The following is a 22,754-nucleotide window of genomic DNA, read 5'->3' on the forward strand; positions in this document are numbered from 1 at the left end:
TTTTGGGGAAGCGTTTTGTGGTACCTGATTAACTAGACACGCACAGATTGCCAAGACAGCCGTTTGAAAACGTGGCTGTACCGTCACAGAGACGCATTTCGATCACCGCGACGGCATTTGCCAGGCCGATCAACACCTCAAAACACCTCAAGCGTCCCCAAGGGCGGTTGTGGCATCGGCGGGCTTAATCGTTGTGAGCGCCCGAAAAACACCGGGGAAAACACCGGGGAAAACGCCCCGTCCCCATATCCCCCCAGCTTTCGCACCGTCGTTAGGCGGGTCAGTCGGCGGCCGTGCCGCGGACCGTCAGAGTTTGTAAGCCGATTTGACCAGATCAGTTGTCAGCAGACGCGCCAGATCAAGCGCCTCTTCCTCGGTCAAACGACCAGTGGCGACCAGTTCCGCCAGATAGCTGGCATCTACGCGGCGCGATACATCATGGCGCGCCGGAATCGAACAAAAGGCGCGGGTGTCGTCGTTGAACCCAGCGGTGTTGTAAAACCCACAGGTTTCGGTGGTGATTTCCCGATAACGGCGAATGCCTTCGGCGCTATCAAAGAACCACCAAGCCGGGCCGAGTTTAAGCGCCGGATAAGCCCCGGCAAGCGGGGCAAGTTCGCGGCCATAGGTGGTTTCATCCAGCGTAAACAACAGGATGGTGAGATCAGGTTCCATCCCAACCGCATCAAGCATCGGTTTCAGCGCATCAACGAAATCACAGCGACGCGGAATATCAAACCCTTTGTCGCGGCCATGGCTGGCAAACACCTGCGCGCTATGGTTGCGGGTTGAGCCGGCGTGAATCTGCATGGTCATGCCGTCTTCAACGCTCATCCGCGCCATTTCGGTGAGCATCTGGCCACGAAAGGCATCGGCCTCGTCGGCGGTGAAGTCGCCGGTGAGAATTTTCGCATAAAGCGCGGCGGCTTCATCTTGGGGAAGGTCTTCGGTCCGAGCGGTTGGGTGGCCGTGATCGGTGGCGGTGGCCCCATGATCGCGGAAGTAGGCGCGGCGGATACGGTGCGCGTTGAGATACCCCGCCCAAGTGGCAATGTCTTCGTCGGTCAAGGCCCCGAAGGCGTCGATATTGGCGGCGAACCCTTCGAACTCAGGATCAACAACCGCGTCCGGGCGATAGGTGGTGATCACCCGCCCCGACCAATCGCTTGCGATGATGTGCTTGTGCCACCGCAGGTCGTCCAACGCCCCTTCGGTGGTGGCGAGGCAGTCGATATTGAACCGGTCAAACATCGCACGCGGGCGGAATTGATCCATCGCCAAGGTGCTGTCGATGTGATCGTAATATTCATCGGCATTGTCGGCGGTCAGCGGTTCGAGAAAGCCAAAGACATGTTCAAAGGAATGGTTGAGCCATATCCCCGACGGGGTGCCGCGAAACAGGTTAATATGCTTGGCAAAGAGTCGCCAAACCTTGCGAGGGTCCTGTTCAATGGCCCCACCATCAATGCGCGGAATGCCCAGATCATCCATTGAAACGCCCTGGGACACCAACATCCGAAACACATAGTGATCGGGCGTCACAAAGAGTTCAGCCGGGTTGGGAAAACGTTTGTTCTCAGCAAACCAACGCGGATCGCAGTGGCCGTGTGGGCTTAGGATCGGCAAATCTTTTATCGATCCGTAGATCATGCGGGCAAGCCCGCGCAACACATCGTCATAAGGGAAAAGACGGTCGGGGTCGTTCAATGGCATGGCGGGACAGTCCTGTCGCAGAAGTAAGCGCAGGGGAACTGATATGTTAGTCTGGTAGTTTTGTCAAAATGACGGTCTAACGACTTTGTGTCAGATGTCCAATTCGGCCAATAGGTTAGCAAACGACGCCCCATGCATATCACGGTCAGCCTGAACCCCTTGCACCTGAGGGCGCGGCAGACTGAATTTGACGACATGAAGGTCAGAGATGTCAAAACGTTTCAACTGGTCCTGTTGCATTTGAAACAGTTCGGCAACCTTTTCGCTACGAATTGCAGCGCTGACGTGATCAAACACGTTAGCGCTACCGCAGAAGATGTCGATGGTCAGCCAAAAGGGTCCCGCGTTCTTGGAGCGGATTTTGGGAACGATGTCAGCAAGCCGGGTCATGCGCCGATCTCCTCGATTGTCAGGCGGAAAGCTTGCATCGGATCGTCGAGTTCAAGCACGTGGTTGAGACAGAATTCGTGGATCGCCCCGCGCGGCATTTCGGGCGGTGAAAAGGGAAAAGCGAAGGTTGGCATTTCCTCTTGTTCGGTCAGCGGATGGTGCAAGAGATAGGGGTTGAGCATCTTGGCAACTTCGCGGCTGAGCGTCTCGGTTTCGGCGGTGACAATGCCCATGACGCCCAATTCGGTGCCATTGACCGCGTGGGTGTCGAGCGCGCCGAGCGTGGCGTTTTGGCCGATCACCCGCAATTCGATGTTGAACTCGCCGCCGACACGAGCATGCGCTTTGGCGGTGCATTTGTCGACGATATCGTCACACCAAGCGTTGATGTGTTCAACATAGCGGGCATCACGGACAAGGGCGAGCGAGACAGTTTGGAAACCGGCCTGACGGGCCCCTTCGAGTTTGACAGTATAGGTGTCAGAGGGGACCCATGTGCTTCCGGTGACGCGCACAGAGCGATCATCAAGGGCGGTATAGGTGGCACCGCGCACATCCAGATGCCCGCCGGGTTCGTACAATATATAGGGGTCAGAGTTTTCGTAGAGCATGTGGGCTGAGACCGTGTGCGGCGTGGCGCGGGCCTCGTCGCCCATGGGTGTCATGGTAAAACCGTCGGCGTCAAAGTCGATCAGGATGGTGCCGGAATTCGGGCTGGTGGTGGCCAGCGCCCCACATTCGCCGATCTTGGCCCCATGCCATGCGCCCCCGGCGTGACAGCCGCGCGCAAGTGGGAGCGCCGAGATGATTGCGGTGTCGGTGGTGCGCCCGGCGATGACAATATCGGCCCCGGTGTCGAGCGCCGCTTGGATCTGTTCAGCCCCGGCGAGGGCGACAATATTGGTGCAGTTGCGCAGGATGTCGGCGCTGATCTCTGGCGCAGCAGGGAGATCGGAGATGCGGCCCTTTTCGAGCGCCTCGACCAACATGTCGGCGGATTGGCCGCTTTTGAGCACGGCGAGGTTGAGCTTTTCACCCCGGTCGGCGGCGATTTCACGGGTGATGTCGACGAGCCAATCGACGGCTGAATCCGCCCCGCAGGTGCCAGCGGTGCCGATGATAAGTGGCACACCGGCTTGGGCGCGGGCCTCCATCAATTCGGCCCATTCGGCGCGGGTCGAATTGCGCGAATATTTCGAGGTGCCCGTACCTAGGTAATGGGGCCCACTATCCGTGGACCCCCCATCAATGGCGATGATGTCAGGTTTGGCAGCAATCCCGCGCGACAGTGCCGCGCGGTCATAGCCTAGGCCAAGCGCCCCAGAGGGGATGAGAACTTTGACCATCAGTCAGAGACCCTTTGTGGTTTGGTGAGGAAACGGCGCAGGAACATTGGCGCAACAAAGCCAAGCACAGCAACAGTCCACAACCCGATTGAGATGCCAGAGCTGAACAGATAGGTCCAATCCCCGTCCGACAGAACCATGGCGCGGCGCAGGGCGTCTTCCATGTTGCCGCCGAGCAGGATGCCAAGGATGATCGGCACGGTGGGCACGTCGAGTTTGCGCAGTATCCAGCCGAGCAAGCCAAAGGCGACCATCAACACCAAGTCAAAGTAGCTTCCTGAGAGAGAGTAGATGCCGACGAAGGACACCATTGTGACCCCCGGAAGCAAGACCCATGGCGGAACCATCAGGATTTTGACGAAGATTTTGACCATCGGCACGTTCATCAACAGCAGCACAAAGTTCGCGATCAGGAGCGAGGCGATGAGGCCCCAAACGACTTCGGGACGGTCGGTGAACAGGGTCGGCCCCGGCGTGATATTGAGCGTCATCAACAGCGCAAGCAGAACGGCCGTGGTGCCAGAGCCGGGCACACCCAGCGTCAACATCGGCACCAGCGCGCCACCGGCGGCGGCGTTATTCCCGGCCTCGGGCGCGGCGACGCCTTTGGCGACCCCAGTGCCGAAACCACCCTTTTCACCGGCGATGGATTTCTCGGACATATAGGCGAGGAAAGAGCCAAGCGAGGCCCCTGCCCCCGGCAAAACACCGGCGACAAAACCGACAACCGAGGCGCGGACCATAGTGACAGAGGAGCCGATGATGTCCTTGACCGGAATGGTGACTTTTTCAAGCTTCACACCGATTGAGGTGTTCTTGCCGTGGCTTTCGATGAAGAAGAAGACTTCGGCGATGGCGAACAATCCGACGATGGCAACAAGGAAGTCGATGCCGTCATACAGGTGCAGATTGCCCCCGGTCAGACGCGGCATGCCGGAGTTGTTGTCAACGCCGATCATCGCAATGCCAAGACCGATACAAGAGGCAATCGCCGCCTTGGCTTGGTTGTTCGATCCGATGCCGCCCAGCGTGGCAAAGGCCAGTAAGTAGAGCGCGAAATATTCAGCAGGCCCAAAGAGAAAGGCGATGCCCGCCAAGATCGGCGCCAGAAGCATCAAGCCGATGGTCGACAGAAAGGCACCGACAAAAGACGCCACACCCGAGATCACCAGCGCATCACCGGCGCGGCCTTGTTTGGCCATTGGATAGCCATCCAGCGTGGTCATCAGCGCCGGTTCATCACCGGGGATGTTGAGCAAGATCGAGCTGATCCGCCCGCCATACATCGCGCCGTAATAAACAGCCGTCATGAGGACGAGGGCCGAGGTGGCATCAAGCCCCATCGAAAAGGTCAGCGGGATCAGAATGGCGACGCCGTTAGAGGGGCCAAGGCCCGGCAACGCGCCGATAATTGTGCCGATGAAACAGCCGAAAACGGCCAACATCAGGGTAAAGGGAGACAGGGCGATGTCGAAACCGATCGCCAGATTAGATAGCAATTCCATGGTTTTGGCCCCTAGCCAGTCACGAACTTGGGCAAGCCAAACAGACTAAGACCAAGTGCGAATTTGAAGATCACGAACAGGCCTAGCGAAAGGCCAACCCCGGCCATCGCGGCATGAGCCGGGCGCGGGTTGATCTGATAACTCAGGATCGCGGCGGTCACCGCGGTCGGAAGGATAAACCCCAAAGGTTTGAGCGCATAGGCATAGCCAATCAACACAACAACGGCGATCAAAAGCGATCCGAGCGTTGCCAGTTCTGGCCATTCTGGGTCTTCGTCAGGTTTGAGGCACATGATGATCCCGCAAATGGCGGCCACTGCGCCCACGAGGATCGGAAAGGTTTTCGGGCCAACCGGGTCGGCCATGAAGCTGGTCTGGATCTGTGTTGCACTGGCGATATACGCCAGTGCAATCAGTGTCACGACCGCTCCGAAGATGCGGTCAGAGGCCATTACTGGATCACCCCGATCTCTTTGGACAGGGTGCGAATTTCTTCGACAACACCGTCAACGTAAGATTGGAAATCCCCACCAACTTTGGTGAAGGGCGCAAGGCCATTGGCGGCCATGGCTTCTTGCCACTCGGCGGAATCGGCCACTTTTTGCAGACGCTCGGCCCACATATTGAAGTCATCATCCGAGATGTCTTTTGGCACATAGAGACCACGCCAGTTCACGGCGACAACGTCCAAACCTTGCTCTTTGGCGGTTGGGATATCTTCGAAACCGGGCACACGCTCTTCGGTCAGAACCGCGATGGCGCGCACGTCACCGGATTTGAGGAAGCCAACGATTTCAGACATATCGCCAGTCATTGCCGCGGTGAAACCACCCACGGTTTGGGTGATCGCATCCGCGCCACCGTCAACACCGATGTATTTGATCGCTTTGACGTCGGTCACGCCAGCGCGCTGGAGAACCATCAAAGGTTTGATGTGGTCAAAGCCACCAACGGCGGAACCACCGGCAAAGGCGATTTTGCCCGGCTCGGCTTTGATCGCGTCAACCAGATCGGTCAGCGACTGGTAGGGGCTATCGGCAGCCACAACGATCACGCCGGGATCGGCACCAATGGCACCCACAAAACGCACCTGATCGGCGGTCATGCCAGCATAGGCGTTTTGGGCCAGACGGGTCGAGGTCGCGGAAGAGGCAGCCACGATCAGATCGGCATCATCGGCACGCTCAGACACAACATGGTTGAAGGCAAGACCACCACCGGCACCGGCCATATTGGTGACCTGAACAGGTTTGTCGACGGCACCGATGTCATGCATGATTTTGCCGATTTGACGGCATGTGAAATCCCAGCCACCGCCGGGGTTAGCAGGCGCGATGCACTCAGCTGCAAAAGCTGTGGTTGCAGTTGCTGTCAGGACCGCACTGGTCATCAGCGCCTTAAAAAGACGTTTTGTCATGGTTTCCTCCCGTTTGACATGGCGGTTTTCACCGCCCATGCTTTGAAGAAATCCTGTGAACCTGACATCAACCTGTCATATTCTCAGATCACGACGAAAAAGGCCCCCAAATGCGATTTCTGCTGATCGAAGACAACATGCAGCTGGCGGCCAACATCGTCGAGCGTTTGCAGCTAGACGGTCATGCGGTGGATCATGCTGACACGCTTGAGGCGGCGGATGATTTGATGGCGGTGGCGTCTTTTGATTTGATATTGCTGGATATTATGTTGCCAGATGGCGATGGGCGCACGTTTTTAGAACGCCACCGTCAGGCCAAGGAACGGGTGCCGGTGATCGTAGTCACGGCGCGCTCTGCGGTGTCGGATCGGGTTGGATTGCTCGACCTTGGGGCGGATGATTATATCACCAAACCCTTCGATTTCTCCGAGCTTGAGGCGCGGTGCCGGGCGGTTTTGCGACGTCAGGGCGGGGCCGCTGACAACCAAAAGACCTTTGAAGGGACGGTGCTTGATTCGGCCAGTGCCGAGTTGCGATTCGGCACCAAGGTGATTGCCCTACGCAACCGAGAGTTGCGGTTGCTCGAGGTGTTTTTCAACGCCCCCGGACAGGTTTTTGCCAAATCGCACCTGATGGATCGGCTGTTTTCGCTCTCGGATGAGGCCTCTGAAAACGCGATCGAGGTCTATGTCGGACGGCTGCGTAAACGGCTTGAAGGATCGGGAACGAGAATCGAAACCGTGCGCGGATTGGGGTATCGGATGGTGCCCGCGTGACGGCGCACGGTTCGATCCGCAGACGGTTGTTTTTCCAGCTTGCCGGAGTGGCGGCGATTTTGTCGCTGGTGTTCATTTTGGTGGTGCGCGGCGTGGCGGAACGCGCCGCCGAGGGCACGCAGGACGATATTTTGACCGCCTCAGCCACCGCCATCGCCGACAGCCTGCGCAGCGAGGGAGAGGGAGTGACGTTGGATCTTCCTTATTCGGCGCTGTCGATGCTCGGCACCATTAACCAAGATCGGGTGTTTTATCGGGTCAGCGTCGCCGCTGAGACCCTCACCGGGTATGAGGATTTGCCCCTTCCTGATTTGGTGCCGATGCTGGGTGCGCGGGTGCTGACGACACTGACCTATCGCGGTGAGACGGTCCGATTGGTTTCGGTGTCGCGCCGCGTTGGCCCCGCCGCGAATGCCACAACAGCCGTCATCACGGTGGCACAAACTCGGCTTGGGCTTGAGGCGATTTCACGGCAAATCACCTTAACCGCAACAGGCGTTGGCATTGTATTTTTGCTTTTAGCAACGGCACTTAGCCTTTGGGCCGCCAATTCCGCCCTTGCCCCGATCAGCCGGATGACCGGGTCGATGACCCGGCGCGGCCCGGGTGATTTGCGCCCGGTGCGGGCACAAACCCCCGAAGAATTGGTGCCATTGGTCGAAGCGTTGAATTCATTCATGGGGCGGTTGCGCGCGTCGCTTTCACGGACCGAAGATTTCATCACCGAAGCCGCGCACCGGGTGCGCACGCCACTGGCCACGGTGCGCGCACAGGCGGAAATCACGCACCGAAAGCTTAACAAACCAGAGCACAAACAAGCGATCCGCGAGATGATCCGCGCCATCGACGAAAGCTCGCGCTCGGCGGGGCAGATGCTTGACCACGCGATGGTGACTTTTCGCGCCGATAGTCTGGCGCGCGATGTTTTAGACCTGTGCGCGCTGGTCACCGAAACCTGTGACCGTTTGGGGCCGACCGCGGACCTTAAGGATATTTCGGTGACGCGCGACGTGCCTGATGTGCCTGTCACACTGCAGGGCGACGGGATTTTGTTACAGGCCGCGATGCAGAACATCCTTGATAATGCGATCAAATATTCACCGATCGAAAGCGACATTTCGGTTGAACTGACCCAAAGCGATGACATTCGCCTGACGATCCGGGATCAGGGGCGCGGCTTTGGCGGGGCCGATCCAGAGCACATCACCAAGCGCTACACACGCGGCGGCAATGTTGGCGATGTGGTCGGTTCCGGCCTTGGGTTGACCATCGCCGATGAGGTGGCGAGGGTGCATGGCGGACGGCTTGAGATTGCGGAAAACCAAGAAGGAGGCGGCGCATGCGTATCATTGGTTTTCTAACCGCGGCCCTGATTGCCACCGCGGTTCAGGCCTTTGAAATCGAGGATCAACGGTTTTATCATGCGGAGCCTGAAACATCGGTTTTGCGGGTGATTTCCACCGCGGATTTAGCGGTGTTTGAGCCGGTGTTACAGGCCTTTCAAACCGCCTATCCGGGTGTCAGCATTGATTATACCGTCACTGGAACATCGGATGTGATGCAAGCAATCTATGAAGAGGGCGCGGGGTTTGACGTGGCAATTTCATCGGCGATGGATTTGCAAACCAAGCTGGCCAATGACGGCTATGCGGTGCCTTACAAACCGACGGTTCTTGACCTTCCGGATTGGGCGACATGGCGCGATCAGCTGTTTGCCTTTACCCAAGAGCCGGCTGTTTTGGTGGTGTCGGACGCGTTTTTTGGCAAAGGCGAGGCCCCACGCAACCGCGACGACCTTATTGCGATGCTGCGAGGCAGCCCAGAGCGGTTTGATGGCAAAATCGGCACCTATGATGTACGTCGATCCGGGTTTGGATACTTGATGGCCACCCAAGACAGCCGCAATTCCGAGGCGTTTTGGCGTCTGATGGAAGTGATGGGGCGTTTGAATGCACGGCTTTATTGTTGTTCGAGCGACATGATCCGCGATGTGGCCGAGGGGCGGCTCGCCTTGGCGTATAACGTGCTGGGGAGCTATGCGGAGGCTCAGGCGGTCGATATGCCGGGGTTCCACATTGTGGAAATGAGCGATTTCACCAATGTCATGTCGCGCACGGCTTTGATCCCGGCAACGGTTCAAAACCACGACGGCGCACGGGCGATGATAGATTTCCTGCTCAGCTACAACCAGCGCCCTGATCTGATCGCGGCCACCGGGTTGCCCGCCATCGACAGTGCCTCGTTTCAATCCAACACTGCGCTGCGTCCCATTCGGTTTGGACCGGGGCTTTTGGTGTTTTTGGATCAACTAAAGCGCGCCAGTTTCCTGCGCAACTGGGAGAGTTCCCTAGAGCAGAGATAGGTTGATGCGGGAGGGGCTAGCCCTCTTGCCGCAAGCGGCAATTTACCCCGGAAATTTTGGGGAAAGAAGAAGCTGTGGGGCCTGTGGTTGTGATTTAGGCGGGATATTTTTGGGGCGCGGGGCGCATTTGGCCACGGTGGCAGGATTGGACGTTTTCCGAGGTTGGGGCGAAATAGCTGCGCAGAACCGCAAGGCTGGCCTCGGGATCACAGTCGCCACACATGAAAATGTCGATGGCGGCAAAACCGTGTTCGGGCCATGTGTGGATTGAAATATGGGATTCCGCCAAAAGCGCAACGCCGGTAAACCCGGCCCGATCGCCAAAATCATGAAGATTGATGTCAAGCACCACCGCCCCCGCAGCCGTGGCGGCGCGATGAAGAACGGTTTGGACCGGCGCGGGATCTTGGAGATAATTGGCCCCCCAGAAATCGACCAACATGTGATGGCCCAACGTGGGGGCGGCAGGGATTTGGGTCACTTTGTGCCTCGACGCAAAAGGGCGGGACAACCCCGCCCTTTCAACGCTATGGAGCCAATGCCCGGAAAACAAGACAGGCTTTCCAGACTTTAGGGCAGCGGGATGAACTCTTGATCATCGCCGGGGGGCAGGTGAAAGCGGCTGTCTTGCCAATCCCCCTTGGCCCACGCCTGTTTTGCCTCTTCGATGCGCTCTTGACTTGAGGCAACGAAATTCCACCAAATGTGGCGCGGGCCATTGAGCGTCGCACCGCCAAGCAGCATGAGCCGCGCGCCCTGATCTCCGGCGGTGACCGTGATGGCGTCACCGGGGCGAAAAACCATCATTTGCCCGGCCTCAAACCGTTGCCCCGCCACGGAAATGGCCCCTTGGGTCACGTAAATCCCGCGATCTTCGTGATCCTCCGGAAGCGGAAGTTTCGCGCCGGGCAACAGCGTTGCATCGGCATAAAACATCTCGGAATAGCTGCGCGCGGGGGCCTTTTCACCCCACGCATTGCCAAGGATCAAACGCACCTCTTTGCCCTCCCCTTCCAGAAAGGGCAGCGCGTCTTTTCCATGGTGTTCAAACGCCGCGTCGGTGTCTTCGTGTTCATCGGGAAGAGCGATCCAAGTTTGAATGCCAAACAGCGAATGGCGGGTGTTGCGGGTGGCGGCACTTGTGCGTTCCGAATGGGTGACGCCGCGCCCCGCCGTCATCAGATTGACCTCGCCGGGATAGATCATCTGATGCGCGCCGGTGCTGTCGCGATGTTCGAACTCACCTTGGTAAAGATAGGTAACCGTCGAAATGCCGATATGGGGGTGCGGGCGCACGTCGATACCGCCCTCGGTGATGAATTCGGCGGGGCCCATTTGATCAAAAAAGATAAAGGGGCCAACCATTTGACGACGGGCCGAAGGCAGCGCACGACGGACCTCAAACCCGCCCAAGTCACGCGCACGGGGAATGATGAGGGTTTCGATGTCGTCCACCTGACCAGCATCGGGGTGATGGGGTTCAATTGCGGGGTTCCAGCTCATGTGTCGTCTCCTACGCGGCGAGGTCAAAGAGGAGGAAGGCCGCGTCCTCATCGGCGGATAGGGTCAACTCCGGCTCTTGTATTAATGCCAGCCCGTCGCCTGTCGTTAAATTCTGACCATGGGCGGTCACCTTGCCCGAGATCATCTGAAGCCACATGCCCCGCCCATCGCGCAGCGGTAGCTGTACGTTTTGCCCAGCGCCGAGTTGACCGGCATAGAGGTCAACATCTCGATGGACCGTCAAAGCGCCGTCCCGCCCATTCCGCGCCGCGATGAGGCGCAATTGCCCGTCGAGATCATCAAAATGACGCTGTTCATAGCTAGGTTTTAGACCTTGTGCCTCGGGCGAAATCCAGATTTGCAAGAAATGCACCGGATCGGTCTGAGATGCGTTAAATTCGCTATGGGTGACCCCGGTTCCGGCGCTCATCCGTTGCAAATCACCGGGGCGAATGATCGAACTTTCCCCCATTGAATCGCGATGCTCCAGCGCGCCGGACACAACCCAGGTGAGGATTTCCATATTGTCATGTGGATGCGTGTCAAAGCCACGCGCGGCGGCAACCCGGTCGTCGTTTATCACGCGCAATGGGCCAAACCCCATGTGATTTCGGTCATAGTATTGACCAAAGGAAAAGCTGTGACGGCTTTTGAGCCAGCCAAAATCGGCATGCCCCCGGTCATTGGCATATCTAATCTGAAACATGTGATTTCTCCCGAGGCGCGTCTGCCCCTTTTATTGATCTTGTCTCCGCTCCAAGTTAGTATCAAGTGATATTATATCAATTGATCATGTTTGCGCCAAAAGCGTGCGAAAATGCAGAGGGTTCAAAACAATGGCCAAAGCCGCATCCAAGGCCCAACTCCCGATGGGAAGCCTGCTCCATCATTTGGCCCGTCGGTTCGAAAGTGAAACAGGTGCCGCGTTATGTGATATTGACTTGCCGCTCAGAGAATTCTCGACCCTTATCCGAATTTCGGTGGAACCGGGACATAGTCAAAAGGCCTGTGCAGCGCGTTTGGGCTTTGACGTTAGCACCTTCGGTCGGATGGTGGATCGTATGGTTGCCCATGGGTTGATCGAGCGGCGTGATATGCCCGCGGATCGGCGCAGCAAGGCATTGTACTTGCTCCCAAAAGGGGAGGAACGGCTACGCGAAGGGCAAACCCTTGTGACGCAAGTCGAAATACGTTTATTGAGTGGGTTGTCCGCCCCACAACGGGCAGTATTACGGGCGCTCCTACAATCGGCATTGGCGGAATGAGCGGTCTTTCTCTGTTACGCCATCGGGCCGAGCAACCACGCCTTTGTCACCTTGTCGCGAACCAAGACCGTTCAAAACAGCGCCCTTTGTAGGGATCAATCGCCGCTTAACCCGTTCAAAATTGGGCAATCGGGGCGGCCATCGCCTGAGCATTCTTTTGCCAAATGACTTAGGGTGGCGTGCATGGCTTGCAGGTCGGTGATCTTGGCCTCGATCTCGTCCAAATGTTTTTGAGCAACCGCTTTGACATCTGCACTGGCGCGGGTTTCGTCTTCGTATAGCGCCAGAAGCGTGCGGCAATCGCTAATCGTGAAGCCCAAGGCCCGCGCCCGACCCAGAAAGGTCAGCTTGTGCAAATCGCTATCGCGAAACACCCGGTAGCCATTGCTATCTCGCAGCGGATCAACCAAGCCGATGTCTTCGTAGTAGCGAATGGTTTTGGCGGGCAGGCCAATGCGCTTGGCGACCTCTCCGATTGTTAGCGTCATACCTGCGCCTCCGTCTTGGCACCACCCGTGGGCGGCAAAGGGGTCAGTTCACCTTTGGGAACGCTGCGATCCGATGTCGCGGAGGGAACCCAGCGCAGGCGCAGAGCGTTGGACAGCACAAAGACCGAGCTAAGCGCCATCGCCCCAGCCGCCAAGACCGGCGACAACATAAGCCCAAAGGCCGGGTACAACGCCCCGGCGGCCACGGGGATCAACACGGTGTTGTATCCAAAGGCCCAGAACAGGTTTTGCCGGATGTTGCGCATGACCCGCGCCGACAGATCAAAGGCATTGACCACCCCCGACAGATCACCCGAGATCAAAACCACATCAGCGGCCTCGATCGCGATGTCGGTGCCGGTGCCGATAGCTATGCCGATGTCCGCACTGGCCAAGGCCGGGGCATCATTGATGCCATCCCCGACAAAGGCCAATTTACCGTGTTTGCGCAGCCCGTTAAGCGCCTCAATTTTACCATCCGGCCGCACCTCGGCCACCACGGTGTCAATCCCAAGATCGGCGGCGATCGCATCGGCAGTCCCCTGATTGTCACCGGTGATCATCGCGACGCGAAGCCCCAAAGCTTGCAAGGTTTGGATCGCCTGCGGTGTGCTTGGTTTGATTGGGTCAGCCACAGCAAAAAGAGCGGCGACCGCACCATCAACGGCCGCGAAAAGCGGGCTTTGCCCTTGCTGGCCAAGCGTGGTTGCCTCATCCCGAAGCGCGCCCAACTCTATGCCTTTGTTTTGCAAAAACCGATCCGCCCCGATTAAAACATGATGGCCATCAACGCGAGCAGACACGCCGTATCCAGTCTCTGAGATAAACTCGGACACCTCGAACATGGGCAGAGATTGCGCATGAGCGGCGCGGGTGATTGCCCCGGCGATGGGATGTTCGGACAGTGTTTCGACCGAGGCCGTCAACGCCAAGACACGTTCGGCGTCAAACCCCGGCGCAGGCGTGATTTGGACAAGTTCGGGTCGGCCTGCGGTCAGGGTACCGGTCTTGTCAAAAGCCACGGTTGTCACCTCTTGCAAGGATTGCAGCGCATCGCCTTTGCGAAACAACACCCCCATTTCGGCGGCACGCCCGGTTCCGACCATGATCGAGGTTGGCGTTGCCAGACCCATGGCGCAGGGGCAGGCGATGATCAAAACCGCAACCCCGGCAACCAGAGCGTGGCTTAGCGCCGGGGATGGGCCGAAAACGAGCCACACCAAAACGGTTGCAACCGCCGCCGCCATGACCGCTGGTACAAACCACATGGTGATGCGATCCACCGCGCCCTGAATCGGAAGCTTGGTCCCCTGCGCCTGTTCGACCATGGATATGATCTGCGCCAGCATGGTGTCCTTGCCGACCTCGGTGGCCTCAAAAACCAACGCACCCGTGCCGTTGATTGTTCCGCCGACAAGTTTGTCACCAGCGGTCTTTTCAACCGGGATGGCTTCGCCGCTGATCATGCTTTCATCGACAAAGGAGGCACCGTTCAAAACCCTGCCATCGGTGGCAATTTTTTCGCCCGGACGGGTGTGGATTTCGTCGCCAACGACAATCTCGTCGATTGGCAATTCAATAACGGTGGCACCGCGCGATACCCGCGCCGTTTTCGCCCGCAAGCCGATAAGTTTGCGGATCGCCGCGCCAGTGCGCCCCTTGGCGCGGGCTTCGAGCCACCGGCCCAATAGGATCAAAACCACAATCACGGCAGCCGCTTCGAAATAGACATGATTGGCCCCCGCCGGGAGAAGACCCGGCGCGAAGGTTGCCAGCACAGAAAACCCATAGGCCGCCGCCGTTCCCAGCGCGACCAGGGAATTCATGTCGGGCGTTCCTTTGAGCAATTGCGGAAGACCGGTGCGGTAAAAGCCCAAACCGGGGCCAAAGAGAACGGCGCTTGTTAAGGCAAACTGGATCAAACGGCTGGTTTGCGCACCGATGGTTTGATTGATCCAGTGATGCATCGCCGGAACCATGTGGCCGCCCATTTCGATCACAAAGACCGGCAAGGCCAAAAGCGCCGCGATCAGTGTGAGCTGCGCCAACCGCGCGATGCCGTCTTTAGCACCGTCGCTAACATCGGGCATCTCATCGGATTTGACCTCTGCCGGGTAGCCCATGTCAGTGACCTGTTTGGCCAGTTCTGTTGGACTTGTTGCACCGGGAACAAAACGCACCGTCGCGGTTTCCGTCGCCAGATTAACATGCGCATCCACCACGCCCGGTGCCGAGCTGAGCCCGCGCGCCACCCGCCCCGAGCATGAGGCGCAGGACATGGACGAAATCGCCAGAGTGGTTTCGGGCAAACGGACGGGGTATCCGGCGGTGTCCAGCGTTTTGGTCAAGGCCGCAAGGTCCGCAGGGGCCTGATACGTCACATACACGTTTTGAGAGGCAAGGTTGACCGAGGCGGTGGTCACGCCGTCAGACGTCGACAAGACGCGTTCGACCCGACCCGCACATGAGGCGCAGGACATGCCGGACACCGGCAGGGTGATTGTGAGTGATTTGGTCATGATGCACCTTGGACTATAGCCCGAATATGGGCTTCCTTTGACTGGAAGGTAGGGCTTCCAGTGACAGGAAGGTCAAGTGTCAAAACGCCGCGTGCGCAACGGGGTTTTGATCTGAGCTGTGCTGTTGTGGTTTTGGTCACTCAACGGGCTGCTTTTTCGCCACTCTGTGATATGGCTAGGCGCAGATACAGAAAGACCCGCTCATGATCGCCCCCCTGCCCTCTGGCCCTTTTCGGTTCATTGCCTTGGATGTCGAAACCGCCTGTGGCCAAGCCGCCAGCATTTGTCAGATCGGGTTGGCCTGTGTGGATCATAGCAATCAAGTGCACAGCTATGTTACCTATGTTGACCCTGAAACACGCTTTGATGCGTTCAACGTCCAACTGCATGGCATTGACCCCGAAACCGTCGCCGGAGCCCCGACATTTCCACAGATTTGGACGGTTTTATTACCTTTCCTAACGCCTTATCACCTTGTCCAGCATAGCAAATTCGACAGCAAAGCGATTGCCGCCTCCTGTCGCCAATATCGAATGCCTAGTCCAGACCTCAGTTGGAGCGATAGTGTGCGGATTGCGCGAACCGCCTGGCCTGAATTTAAAGGAAACGGCGGACATGGGCTTGGCCATTTAAAGACCGCGCTTGACCTTGAGTTCAGCCACCACGACGCCGGAGAGGATGCGCGGGCCTCAGCCGAAGTTGTATTGCTTGCCGAAGAGAGGCTTGGCCAACCCTTTGAAGCCATTGCGCAAACGCGGAAAAAGGCACAGCTATCTTTGCCGCTCTAGTCAAGTGCACATTCCAGTAAAGCCGAAATGCCCGATTTGAAATCTGCATGACAATCCGGTTTCGTCCACCCGATTTGACAAGGGCACCGCCGTCACCAGAGTCACGCATCATCCGAACAATAGGCCGAAGATCATCGTTGGGATCAGGCCAAAGACATCAGCAGGACATGTACATCTTTTGCAGGTAGGTCGTCTTGACCCAATCGGGCAAGAACTTCTCGTAAGAAAGAGGCCGATTGCCCGCCACCATATCCAATGACACCAATGGCTTCGACGGCCATCAGTTGCGATAGCAAAGCCGCATTGCCATATTCCCCCCCTTGCAATAGGCGCTCAAACGCGGCCTGACGCACGCGTGTATCCGGGTCGTTGAGGCAATCGAAGAGAACGGCCGGGTCTGAAATCGCAGGGACCGCCGCGACCCGTACCAAGGCATCCGGATCGGACATCAGGGCCGATAATTGCTGGTGAAGTTCAGGAATGCCCCCGGCCAAATGGGCGGCAATGCTGCGAATGATCTGGGTGCGATCCATCATCCCGGTGGCAATGCGGGCGGTATCCTCTTGGCTGAGCACCCCTTGCGCGGCACGCGCCTCCACCGCCCGATACGCCCCAAGGCGCAGGTCGTCATGACCGTTGCCCATCATGACGCGGATCGCCTCGCCGATCTGGTCGCCAGACAATTGCCCGATAAGCCCCAGCGCCTGACGGGATAGGTCATGCGCCACATCCGCGGGCCCTTCGATGGGTTGCCGCTTGCGGGTTTTCTTGCCTTTTCCCTTGCGTTCTTTGGGGGCGGTACGATTGATTTGGATCGCCTCTAGTGTCGACATATTACCATGCGTTTCGGGTGCTTTGGAGACTTCGGCAATCTCGCCGTCTTTGGTGACATGTAGGCGCAGTGCTTCGGTTTTTTCCAGCTCACCGGGAAGGTCTTGGCTCAACAATAGCCCTTCGGCCGCTGCCGAAAGAGCATCCAGCGCCGCGCTGTCCCCCGTTGCGGCGCGGGTGAGCAGATGGGTCAAAATCTTGGTACGCACCTGTTGCGCGGGGTTGGGCAACATTGCGATCAGACGGTCGGTGGCCGCCACATCCTCAAGTCCAGCAAGCGAATCCACCGCTGCCAAACGCGCACCAAGCGGGCGGGCCGGATTGCGGATCAACATCTCCAAGGGATCGGTGCTCTCCATTCCCAAGCGCAGCCAGTTGCGCGCCACGGCGGTGGACAGCACCCCGTCATCGGTCACAAGCCATGCCTGAAGATTTGGTTCCAACGCCTCCATCAACGTGTCATCAACTGGGGTGGTCAAATGGTCGAGAGCCGCAGCTTGCACGGCGGGTGATGTATCTGACACCCCGGCCACAGCGATGTCCGGCAATGCCGCCGCGCCGCGTAAAAGGGCCGCCAAACGCACCTCGTGATGCGGATCATTCAACGCCAGTTCAGCAAGCTTTGGGTCATCGACCGGCATGTGCGGCAAAGCCAATTTCCGCACATCAAAATTGTCATCCTTGAGCAGGAAATCAAGATGCGGTTCCAAGGCATCACTGTCCATGCGGGCCAGCGTTTCCAATACACGCTTGCGCGCCAGCCCCGTTTCGGTTTGGGCGATACTCAGCAGCCAAACCATCCCGTCGGACCCCATCTGGGACAGGGCGTCACAGACCGGAAGGTCAAGGTTTTGGCCATATTCATCATCCCGTGCCGCTAGAATATCACGCACAGTGTCAGTGGCTTGCAAATCACCCAATGCCCGAATGCAGGCGGTTTGGATGTCCAACCATTCATCCCACAAGCCGAGACCGTCTTCCCAGGCGATTTCATCTTCGCAACGATCAAGCGCCAATTTGTGCAACACCGGAATCGCGTCGCGATCTTGCAATTGCACCAGCAAAGCAATCGCCGCTAGTTTGATTTCTCGGACCGGATCACCAATCAGGCTCTCGCGAATTGTGGGCGCATCTTCGGGTTGGGCAAAACCGCTCAGCGCATCCATCGCATCGGAGCGTACATCGGGGTCATCGTCGCGCAAAGCAGCCAACAAGGCGCGCCGCACCCGGTCATCACCGGGAACCAGCCCGGCCATGGCGCGGACAGCATCGGTGCGAATAACGTCATTTCCAGTCTCAAGATGGTGCAAAAGCGTAGGGGCAGGATCAAAGCCATCAGTTTCAAAAACCATGCGTTTCAACATCTTGGACCTCAGAGAATTTCAAGTTCGGGGAATGCCCGACCATCACAGCCGGGCATTTTAGGTCGAGTTAGGCGATGTCACGCCGGGCAAAAGACATCGACCGGAATTGGTGCTTGTAGGGGCTTTCGCCCATTTTCCGCACGTTCCCCACACCCATCTTGTAGTTGTAGTTGCCGCTGATCCAATCGACCACACGACCTGCCAAAGCATTGGCGGGTTGCGAGGTGTGCAAGAAATCCATGTAGCCCATGTTCGACTTGACCGCCGGGGTGACGATGGCAACAGCGGTGATCGAAGCCTTGGTAAGCTCGATATGGCCATTTTTCATCAGGCTAGCAAAGTCGAAATCATCACCCTCGACACCGACAATGGTGTCTTTCTGAACCGGAATACGGTCGGAGTAAACCTGAACGTAATCACCGCTTTCAATGCCGTGTTTCTCGGCAAAGTCCGGGTGAATTTCGATCCAGTTTTCCGGCCAACGCTGGACAATATAGGGGCGACGACGGTCATCATAGCCCGATTGCCACCGCTCGTTGATCCGGCCTGAGGTGATCCAGATTTCATCATCCTCTTCGCGCGGTTTGAGCCACTCCCAATAGGATGAAAATAGGTTCCACGGCGCTTTTTGGATGTTGCACTTGCCGGTTTGCGAATTGAAATGCGTCAGTTTCTTGTTGAACATATTCGCACCGGCAGGCCCGGTTTCCGGCAATTTTCGGGTGGTATCATGAAGGCGTTTGGTGCCTTCGAGCGTGCCATCATCGTGCATCAGTACCGGGCCTTGAATACCGGCAGTGCCGAATTCACCTAGCTTTTCATGCAAGGTTTTCCCTTCGCGCCGCGCCGCGACCAAGACCATGTTAAAGTCTTTGCGCGACCCGCGTGAATGGCGCGCCCCTTCTTCGATAACATCGTTGGAGTTTTGCCAATCAAAGCCCTCGTAGCCCATTTTCTTGGACAGTTGCGCAATGATCCACCAATCGGGTTTCGCTTCGCCGGGGCTGTCGTAGAACTTGGGATAGACACGAAGACGTCGTTCACCATTGGCACGGGTAAAGGTGTCTTCACCCCAGCCCGCAGCCGGGAAAACGATGTCGGCATAACGCGCGCCAATGGGATCGACCAGATAGATGTCTTGATCCCAAACCACGGTACCACCGCTATCGGCGCGGGCTTTTAGGGTGTCGATGATCTCTTGCTTGTCAAACGACATGACCTGATGCGGGTTGCGCACGGTGAGTTCCTCGAACTTCGCCTGCAGGCTTTGCGAACCGCACATCGCCTGAACCCAGGTGTTGCCGATAACATGCGCCAACCGGGTGTGACCGGACATGAAATAGCGGTCACAATCCATAGCTCGACGGCGACGACCGGGGAGTTTTTCGGGCGACTTGTTGCGCGGATAGCCCCCACCGCGAAGCCCACCGCGTTGGTGCCCACCGGCGCGGCCAATGACCTGACCGGGGCGGCCACCGGCCCCAACCGTGATGCCCAGCGCCGAGATCGCTTGGGTGTTGCCGGTGTTATTGGACCAATAAAACCCTTTTTCGATCATGATCGAGGTTTTGGGCCGCGTGCCATCTTCGCGCGGTTTCGCCATCCATTCGGCGGCGGTGTAGATCTTGGCCACATCAATCTGGGCGATTTCAGCGGCTTTTTCTGGCACAGATTCCTCTTGCGCCATTAACCAGTCTGTCCAATCCTCAAAGCCGTCGGTCTGAAACTTGCCCCAAGTTGTGCGCCACTGCCATGGGGTGTTGCGCGTCCCTTGGCCAAAGCCCGAAGAGCTTTCCCATTTGTTGTTCACCCACTTCTCAATCCACTCTTTGTCCTGCCAACCGTTTTCAACGATGACGCGGGCAATCGCCAAGACGACGGGAAGGTCGGTGCCGGGCTGGATATCAAGAACAAGACCGCCATTGGCCTCGGCAAAGGCGGTGCCGGTGCTCCGACGAGGCAGCATAAAGATCGCCTTTTGACCGCTTTCAATCGCCGGTTTGATCCAATCGGTAAAGAGGATCGTCTTGGTCTCATAGGGGTCGGTGCCACACATCAACAACGTGTCAGCATTGGCCCAATCTTCATAGGCCGGGCCGAAATTGTCAAAGCCCGCATCGCGGAAACCAGGGGTCGAGGAGACGTCCGAAGGCGTATCGTGGAAGGTGAAATTCGCGGTCCGCACATTGCCCAGCGCGTATTTGGTAATCGCGTAGGTGTTTTCCATGTAGCCATAGGAAAACGTCTTGACCGCATAGGAATTGGTTCCGTGTTTCTCTAGCACATGTTTGCCAACTTCGGCGGCAATTTCGAGAGCGAAATCCCAGGTCACCGGCATCAAAACGCCAAACATCCGCACCATTGGCGACTGCAGGCGATCCCGCGTAGGTGTCTGAGGGTTATAGACTTTTTGCGCCAAAGCCCCACCACGAATCGAACTGTCACCTTGCGGGTTTACATGTTCGGCGTCTTTGTCGGGGATGATGACAACGTGATGCGGTTCCCCTTTATGAAGCACGATATTGTGCTGGTTCGGCGCGACCCATGGGCCAAGCGGCGAGACCGGGAAATCTTCGCCAAAGGCGTTTTGATCCGCGGCGGGGCCGCCATTGCGACCGCCACGTACCGGCCAGCGGTAGACTTTGTAGCCACAGGCAACGATGCAGTAATCACACGCCGTGGTGAGCACATCCGCATCCGGCGGTGGCAGGGGCACGGATTCTTCGGGGACATAATATGGTGTAGACATGGGGTTCCCTCCTTAGCCCTGAAGATTGTCGTAACGGCCATAAATCAGGCCAAACATGCCGACGGCGTAGATGTCATCGCCCTCAACCTCGAGAAGCACCTGCGGCAGCGATTGATAGGCCTGCCCGGCGATGAAAATGCCGTGGCGGGTCAGATCAAAGGTGGTCAGATGCAAGGGACAGGGGCCAAGCGCCTTGTCGGCAGCTTTGTAAGTGCCCTGAAGCGGCCCGCCCTGGTGGGTGCAGGTGTAGTTAAAGGCCACAACATCGTCATCAGGGCCAATCCCGCCACCGGCTTTGGTCCCCAGTTTGACCAGAATGCTTTCGGCATATTGGCCCTCGTCCGGATATTCGAACGACATGGGCTCATCGACCTTCAGTTCGGACAGTTTCCCGACAAGCTTGCGCGGATAGGTCGAAACAACCGCCGGGGTTTCGGCCTCGCTTAGCCCCGGAATACCCACCATCACAACGGTGGTGGTCAGGCCCGAGGACAACAAGAACTGGCGACGGTTCATCAGGCATTTGCGCGTGCCTGCTTTGGCGGCTTCGCCGTTCTCGCCGTTGATGGCAGCTCTTAGTTTTGGGTCTAGGTCATTCATATCCTGTCTCCCTCAATTGGCGACCGCAGGCAGCGGTTGCATTTCCAGATAATCCGGCTCTTCAATCAGGATTTCATCCCCCGACAGGCTTTCAAGGAAAGCGACCAGATCGGCCTTTTCGTCGTCGGATAGGTCAAGCGGTTCAATGAGCGCAGATTTGTTGGCGGCGAACTCATTCTCGCCACCCCCGGCATTGTAGAAATCCACCACATCCGAGAGGGTCTCGATCATGCCGTTGTGCATGTAGGGATAGGTGTATTTGGTGTAGCGCAGGCTCGGCGTGCGGAATTTGCCCTTGTCGGATTTTTCCTTGGTGCGGAAATACAGCCCCGGATCATCCTTGATCTCGCGGTACATCTCTTCGGTTGCGCCCTTGGCGAAAATCTCAAACCGAAAGGTGATCTGCGCGATCTCATCATCGTCCCAACCCGAATAAGGCGGCACACCGGTGTTGTAGTATTTCTCATCCGAGAGCAGCGGGCCGTTGTGACAGGAGATACAGTTGGCCTTGCCGGCAAAGAGCTCCAAGCCACGCACCTGTTGATCGGAAAGCGCCGTATCGTCACCACGCATGTAGTTGTCAAACGGTGTGTCAGTTTGGTTGATCGTACGTTCAAAGGCGGCGATGGCATCATAGGCGTGACGGATATTGGGCCAATCATCGCCAAAGACATCCGCAAAGCGTTCCCGGTATTCCGGAACAAAAGCCAGACGGCTTTCCATCATGTCATCTTCGCCATTGCCAGCCACACCACCCCGCGCGGCCGAGCGCGCCTGATGCTCAAGCGAGCCAGAAGAACCGGCCCAGAACAGCTTTTTGTAATGGCCCGAATTGACGATGGTTTGTGAGTTGCGCCAATGGGTTGTGCCGGGATAGCCAAAGCTTATTGGGGCCTGGATGGCCCAACCGGCATCGGGCAGGTGACAGGCCGAGCACGGCATATTGCCATTGCCCGACAAGAGCGGTTCAAAGAACAGCATTTTGCCCAGCTCGACCTTGGCGTTACTTTGCGGGTTCGAGGCCGGGATCGGCACCTCGCCCAGCGCAGACAGCCCGTCGGGGCGCGGTTTTTCAGCGGCCAAAGGTGCGGCCAAAATGGCCAGACCGACGGCGATTGCGGTTGCGGTTTTCAACATG

Annotated in this window: 20 protein-coding genes; 5 read left to right on the top strand and 15 right to left on the bottom strand. The window is 57.7% G+C overall.

Annotation, left to right across the window (positions count from 1 at the left end):
• Window positions 1-306: 306 nt before the first annotated feature.
• The 6 genes from uxaC to AC5EFR_RS19125 form a co-directional block, all read right to left on the bottom strand.
• Window positions 307-1,713, bottom strand: coding sequence for a glucuronate isomerase (gene uxaC, locus AC5EFR_RS19100; protein WP_493577334.1), 1,407 nt, complete (start codon window positions 1,711-1,713; stop codon window positions 307-309).
• A gap of 90 nt (window positions 1,714-1,803) precedes the next feature.
• Window positions 1,804-2,103, bottom strand: coding sequence for a DUF4387 family protein (locus AC5EFR_RS19105; RefSeq protein ID WP_493577335.1), 300 nt, complete (start codon window positions 2,101-2,103; stop codon window positions 1,804-1,806).
• Window positions 2,100-3,449 (bottom strand): acyclic terpene utilization AtuA family protein, encoded by a 1,350-nt coding sequence (locus AC5EFR_RS19110; protein ID WP_493577336.1) that lies wholly within the window; start codon window positions 3,447-3,449, stop codon window positions 2,100-2,102. The genes AC5EFR_RS19105 and AC5EFR_RS19110 overlap by 4 nt, the downstream gene beginning before the upstream one ends.
• Window positions 3,449-4,954 carry a tripartite tricarboxylate transporter permease gene (locus AC5EFR_RS19115; RefSeq protein WP_493577337.1) on the bottom strand — a complete coding sequence of 502 codons (1,506 nt, stop codon included), beginning with the start codon at window positions 4,952-4,954 and terminating at the stop codon, window positions 3,449-3,451. Before AC5EFR_RS19115 ends, AC5EFR_RS19110 begins: the two co-directional genes overlap by 1 nt.
• Before the next feature lie 11 nt (window positions 4,955-4,965).
• Entirely contained in the window at window positions 4,966-5,376 is a 411-nt protein-coding gene (locus tag AC5EFR_RS19120; RefSeq protein WP_493577338.1) for a tripartite tricarboxylate transporter TctB family protein, read from the bottom strand.
• Between the two features lie 29 nt (window positions 5,377-5,405).
• Complete coding sequence (locus AC5EFR_RS19125) at window positions 5,406-6,371, bottom strand: Bug family tripartite tricarboxylate transporter substrate binding protein (protein WP_493577339.1); 966 nt, start codon at window positions 6,369-6,371, stop codon at window positions 5,406-5,408.
• A 110-nt stretch (window positions 6,372-6,481) separates the two neighbouring features.
• Between AC5EFR_RS19125 and AC5EFR_RS19130 the strand changes: the two genes are divergently transcribed.
• Genes AC5EFR_RS19130 through AC5EFR_RS19140 form a run of 3 tightly spaced genes read left to right on the top strand, consistent with a single transcriptional unit; the run spans window position 6,482 to window position 9,509 of the window.
• A complete protein-coding gene (locus AC5EFR_RS19130) occupies window positions 6,482-7,147 on the top strand; it encodes a response regulator transcription factor (RefSeq protein ID WP_493577340.1) in 666 nt (221 codons plus the stop codon).
• Window positions 7,144-8,508 carry a sensor histidine kinase gene (locus AC5EFR_RS19135; protein WP_493577341.1) on the top strand — a complete coding sequence of 455 codons (1,365 nt, stop codon included), beginning with the start codon at window positions 7,144-7,146 and terminating at the stop codon, window positions 8,506-8,508. Before AC5EFR_RS19130 ends, AC5EFR_RS19135 begins: the two co-directional genes overlap by 4 nt.
• On the top strand, window positions 8,487-9,509 hold the full coding sequence (locus AC5EFR_RS19140) for an ABC transporter substrate-binding protein (protein WP_493577342.1): 1,023 nt from the start codon (window positions 8,487-8,489) through the stop codon (window positions 9,507-9,509). The genes AC5EFR_RS19135 and AC5EFR_RS19140 overlap by 22 nt, the downstream gene beginning before the upstream one ends.
• Window positions 9,510-9,603: 94 nt before the next feature.
• Here AC5EFR_RS19140 and speD read toward each other — a convergent pair whose 3' ends face one another.
• The 3 genes from speD to AC5EFR_RS19155 all read right to left on the bottom strand — a co-directional run bounded on the left by speD (window position 9,604) and on the right by AC5EFR_RS19155 (window position 11,718).
• Window positions 9,604-9,990 carry an adenosylmethionine decarboxylase gene (gene speD, locus AC5EFR_RS19145; RefSeq protein WP_493577343.1) on the bottom strand — a complete coding sequence of 129 codons (387 nt, stop codon included), beginning with the start codon at window positions 9,988-9,990 and terminating at the stop codon, window positions 9,604-9,606.
• Between the two features lie 89 nt (window positions 9,991-10,079).
• Window positions 10,080-11,012, bottom strand: coding sequence for a pirin family protein (locus AC5EFR_RS19150; protein WP_493577344.1), 933 nt, complete (start codon window positions 11,010-11,012; stop codon window positions 10,080-10,082).
• A 10-nt stretch (window positions 11,013-11,022) separates the two neighbouring features.
• The gene (locus AC5EFR_RS19155) at window positions 11,023-11,718 is read right to left on the bottom strand and encodes a pirin family protein (protein WP_493577345.1); all 696 of its coding nucleotides are present in this window, start codon (window positions 11,716-11,718) and stop codon (window positions 11,023-11,025) included.
• Window positions 11,719-11,848: 130 nt separating this feature from the next.
• Here AC5EFR_RS19155 and AC5EFR_RS19160 point away from each other — a divergent pair, with 130 nt between their 5' ends.
• A complete protein-coding gene (locus AC5EFR_RS19160) occupies window positions 11,849-12,277 on the top strand; it encodes a MarR family winged helix-turn-helix transcriptional regulator (RefSeq protein WP_493577346.1) in 429 nt (142 codons plus the stop codon).
• A 95-nt stretch (window positions 12,278-12,372) separates the two neighbouring features.
• Here the strand turns inward: AC5EFR_RS19160 and cueR are convergent, their stop codons facing one another.
• Window positions 12,373-12,765, bottom strand: a complete 393-nt coding sequence (gene cueR, locus AC5EFR_RS19165) for a Cu(I)-responsive transcriptional regulator (RefSeq protein WP_493577347.1) — start codon at window positions 12,763-12,765, stop codon at window positions 12,373-12,375.
• A complete protein-coding gene (locus tag AC5EFR_RS19170) occupies window positions 12,762-15,284 on the bottom strand; it encodes a heavy metal translocating P-type ATPase (RefSeq protein ID WP_493577348.1) in 2,523 nt (840 codons plus the stop codon). The genes cueR and AC5EFR_RS19170 overlap by 4 nt, the downstream gene beginning before the upstream one ends.
• Window positions 15,285-15,487: 203 nt before the next feature.
• On the opposite strand from AC5EFR_RS19170, the gene AC5EFR_RS19175 reads away from it, so the two are divergent.
• A complete protein-coding gene (locus AC5EFR_RS19175) occupies window positions 15,488-16,072 on the top strand; it encodes a 3'-5' exonuclease (RefSeq protein WP_493577349.1) in 585 nt (194 codons plus the stop codon).
• 143 nt (window positions 16,073-16,215) lie between these two features.
• On the opposite strand, the gene AC5EFR_RS19180 is transcribed toward AC5EFR_RS19175, so the two are convergent.
• The 4 genes from AC5EFR_RS19180 to AC5EFR_RS19195 all read right to left on the bottom strand — a co-directional run bounded on the left by AC5EFR_RS19180 (window position 16,216) and on the right by AC5EFR_RS19195 (window position 22,753).
• The gene (locus tag AC5EFR_RS19180; RefSeq protein WP_493577350.1) at window positions 16,216-18,255 is read right to left on the bottom strand and encodes a HEAT repeat domain-containing protein; all 2,040 of its coding nucleotides are present in this window, start codon (window positions 18,253-18,255) and stop codon (window positions 16,216-16,218) included.
• Between the two features lie 79 nt (window positions 18,256-18,334).
• Complete coding sequence (locus AC5EFR_RS19185) at window positions 18,335-21,016, bottom strand: arsenate reductase (azurin) large subunit (RefSeq protein ID WP_493577351.1); 2,682 nt, start codon at window positions 21,014-21,016, stop codon at window positions 18,335-18,337.
• 12 nt (window positions 21,017-21,028) lie between these two features.
• Window positions 21,029-21,616, bottom strand: coding sequence for an arsenate reductase (azurin) small subunit (locus AC5EFR_RS19190; RefSeq protein ID WP_493577352.1), 588 nt, complete (start codon window positions 21,614-21,616; stop codon window positions 21,029-21,031).
• 12 nt (window positions 21,617-21,628) lie between these two features.
• The gene (locus AC5EFR_RS19195; RefSeq protein WP_493577353.1) at window positions 21,629-22,753 is read right to left on the bottom strand and encodes a cytochrome-c peroxidase; all 1,125 of its coding nucleotides are present in this window, start codon (window positions 22,751-22,753) and stop codon (window positions 21,629-21,631) included.
• Window position 22,754: the final 1 nt, after the last annotated feature.

The organism is Pelagimonas sp. (genome assembly GCF_058892305.1).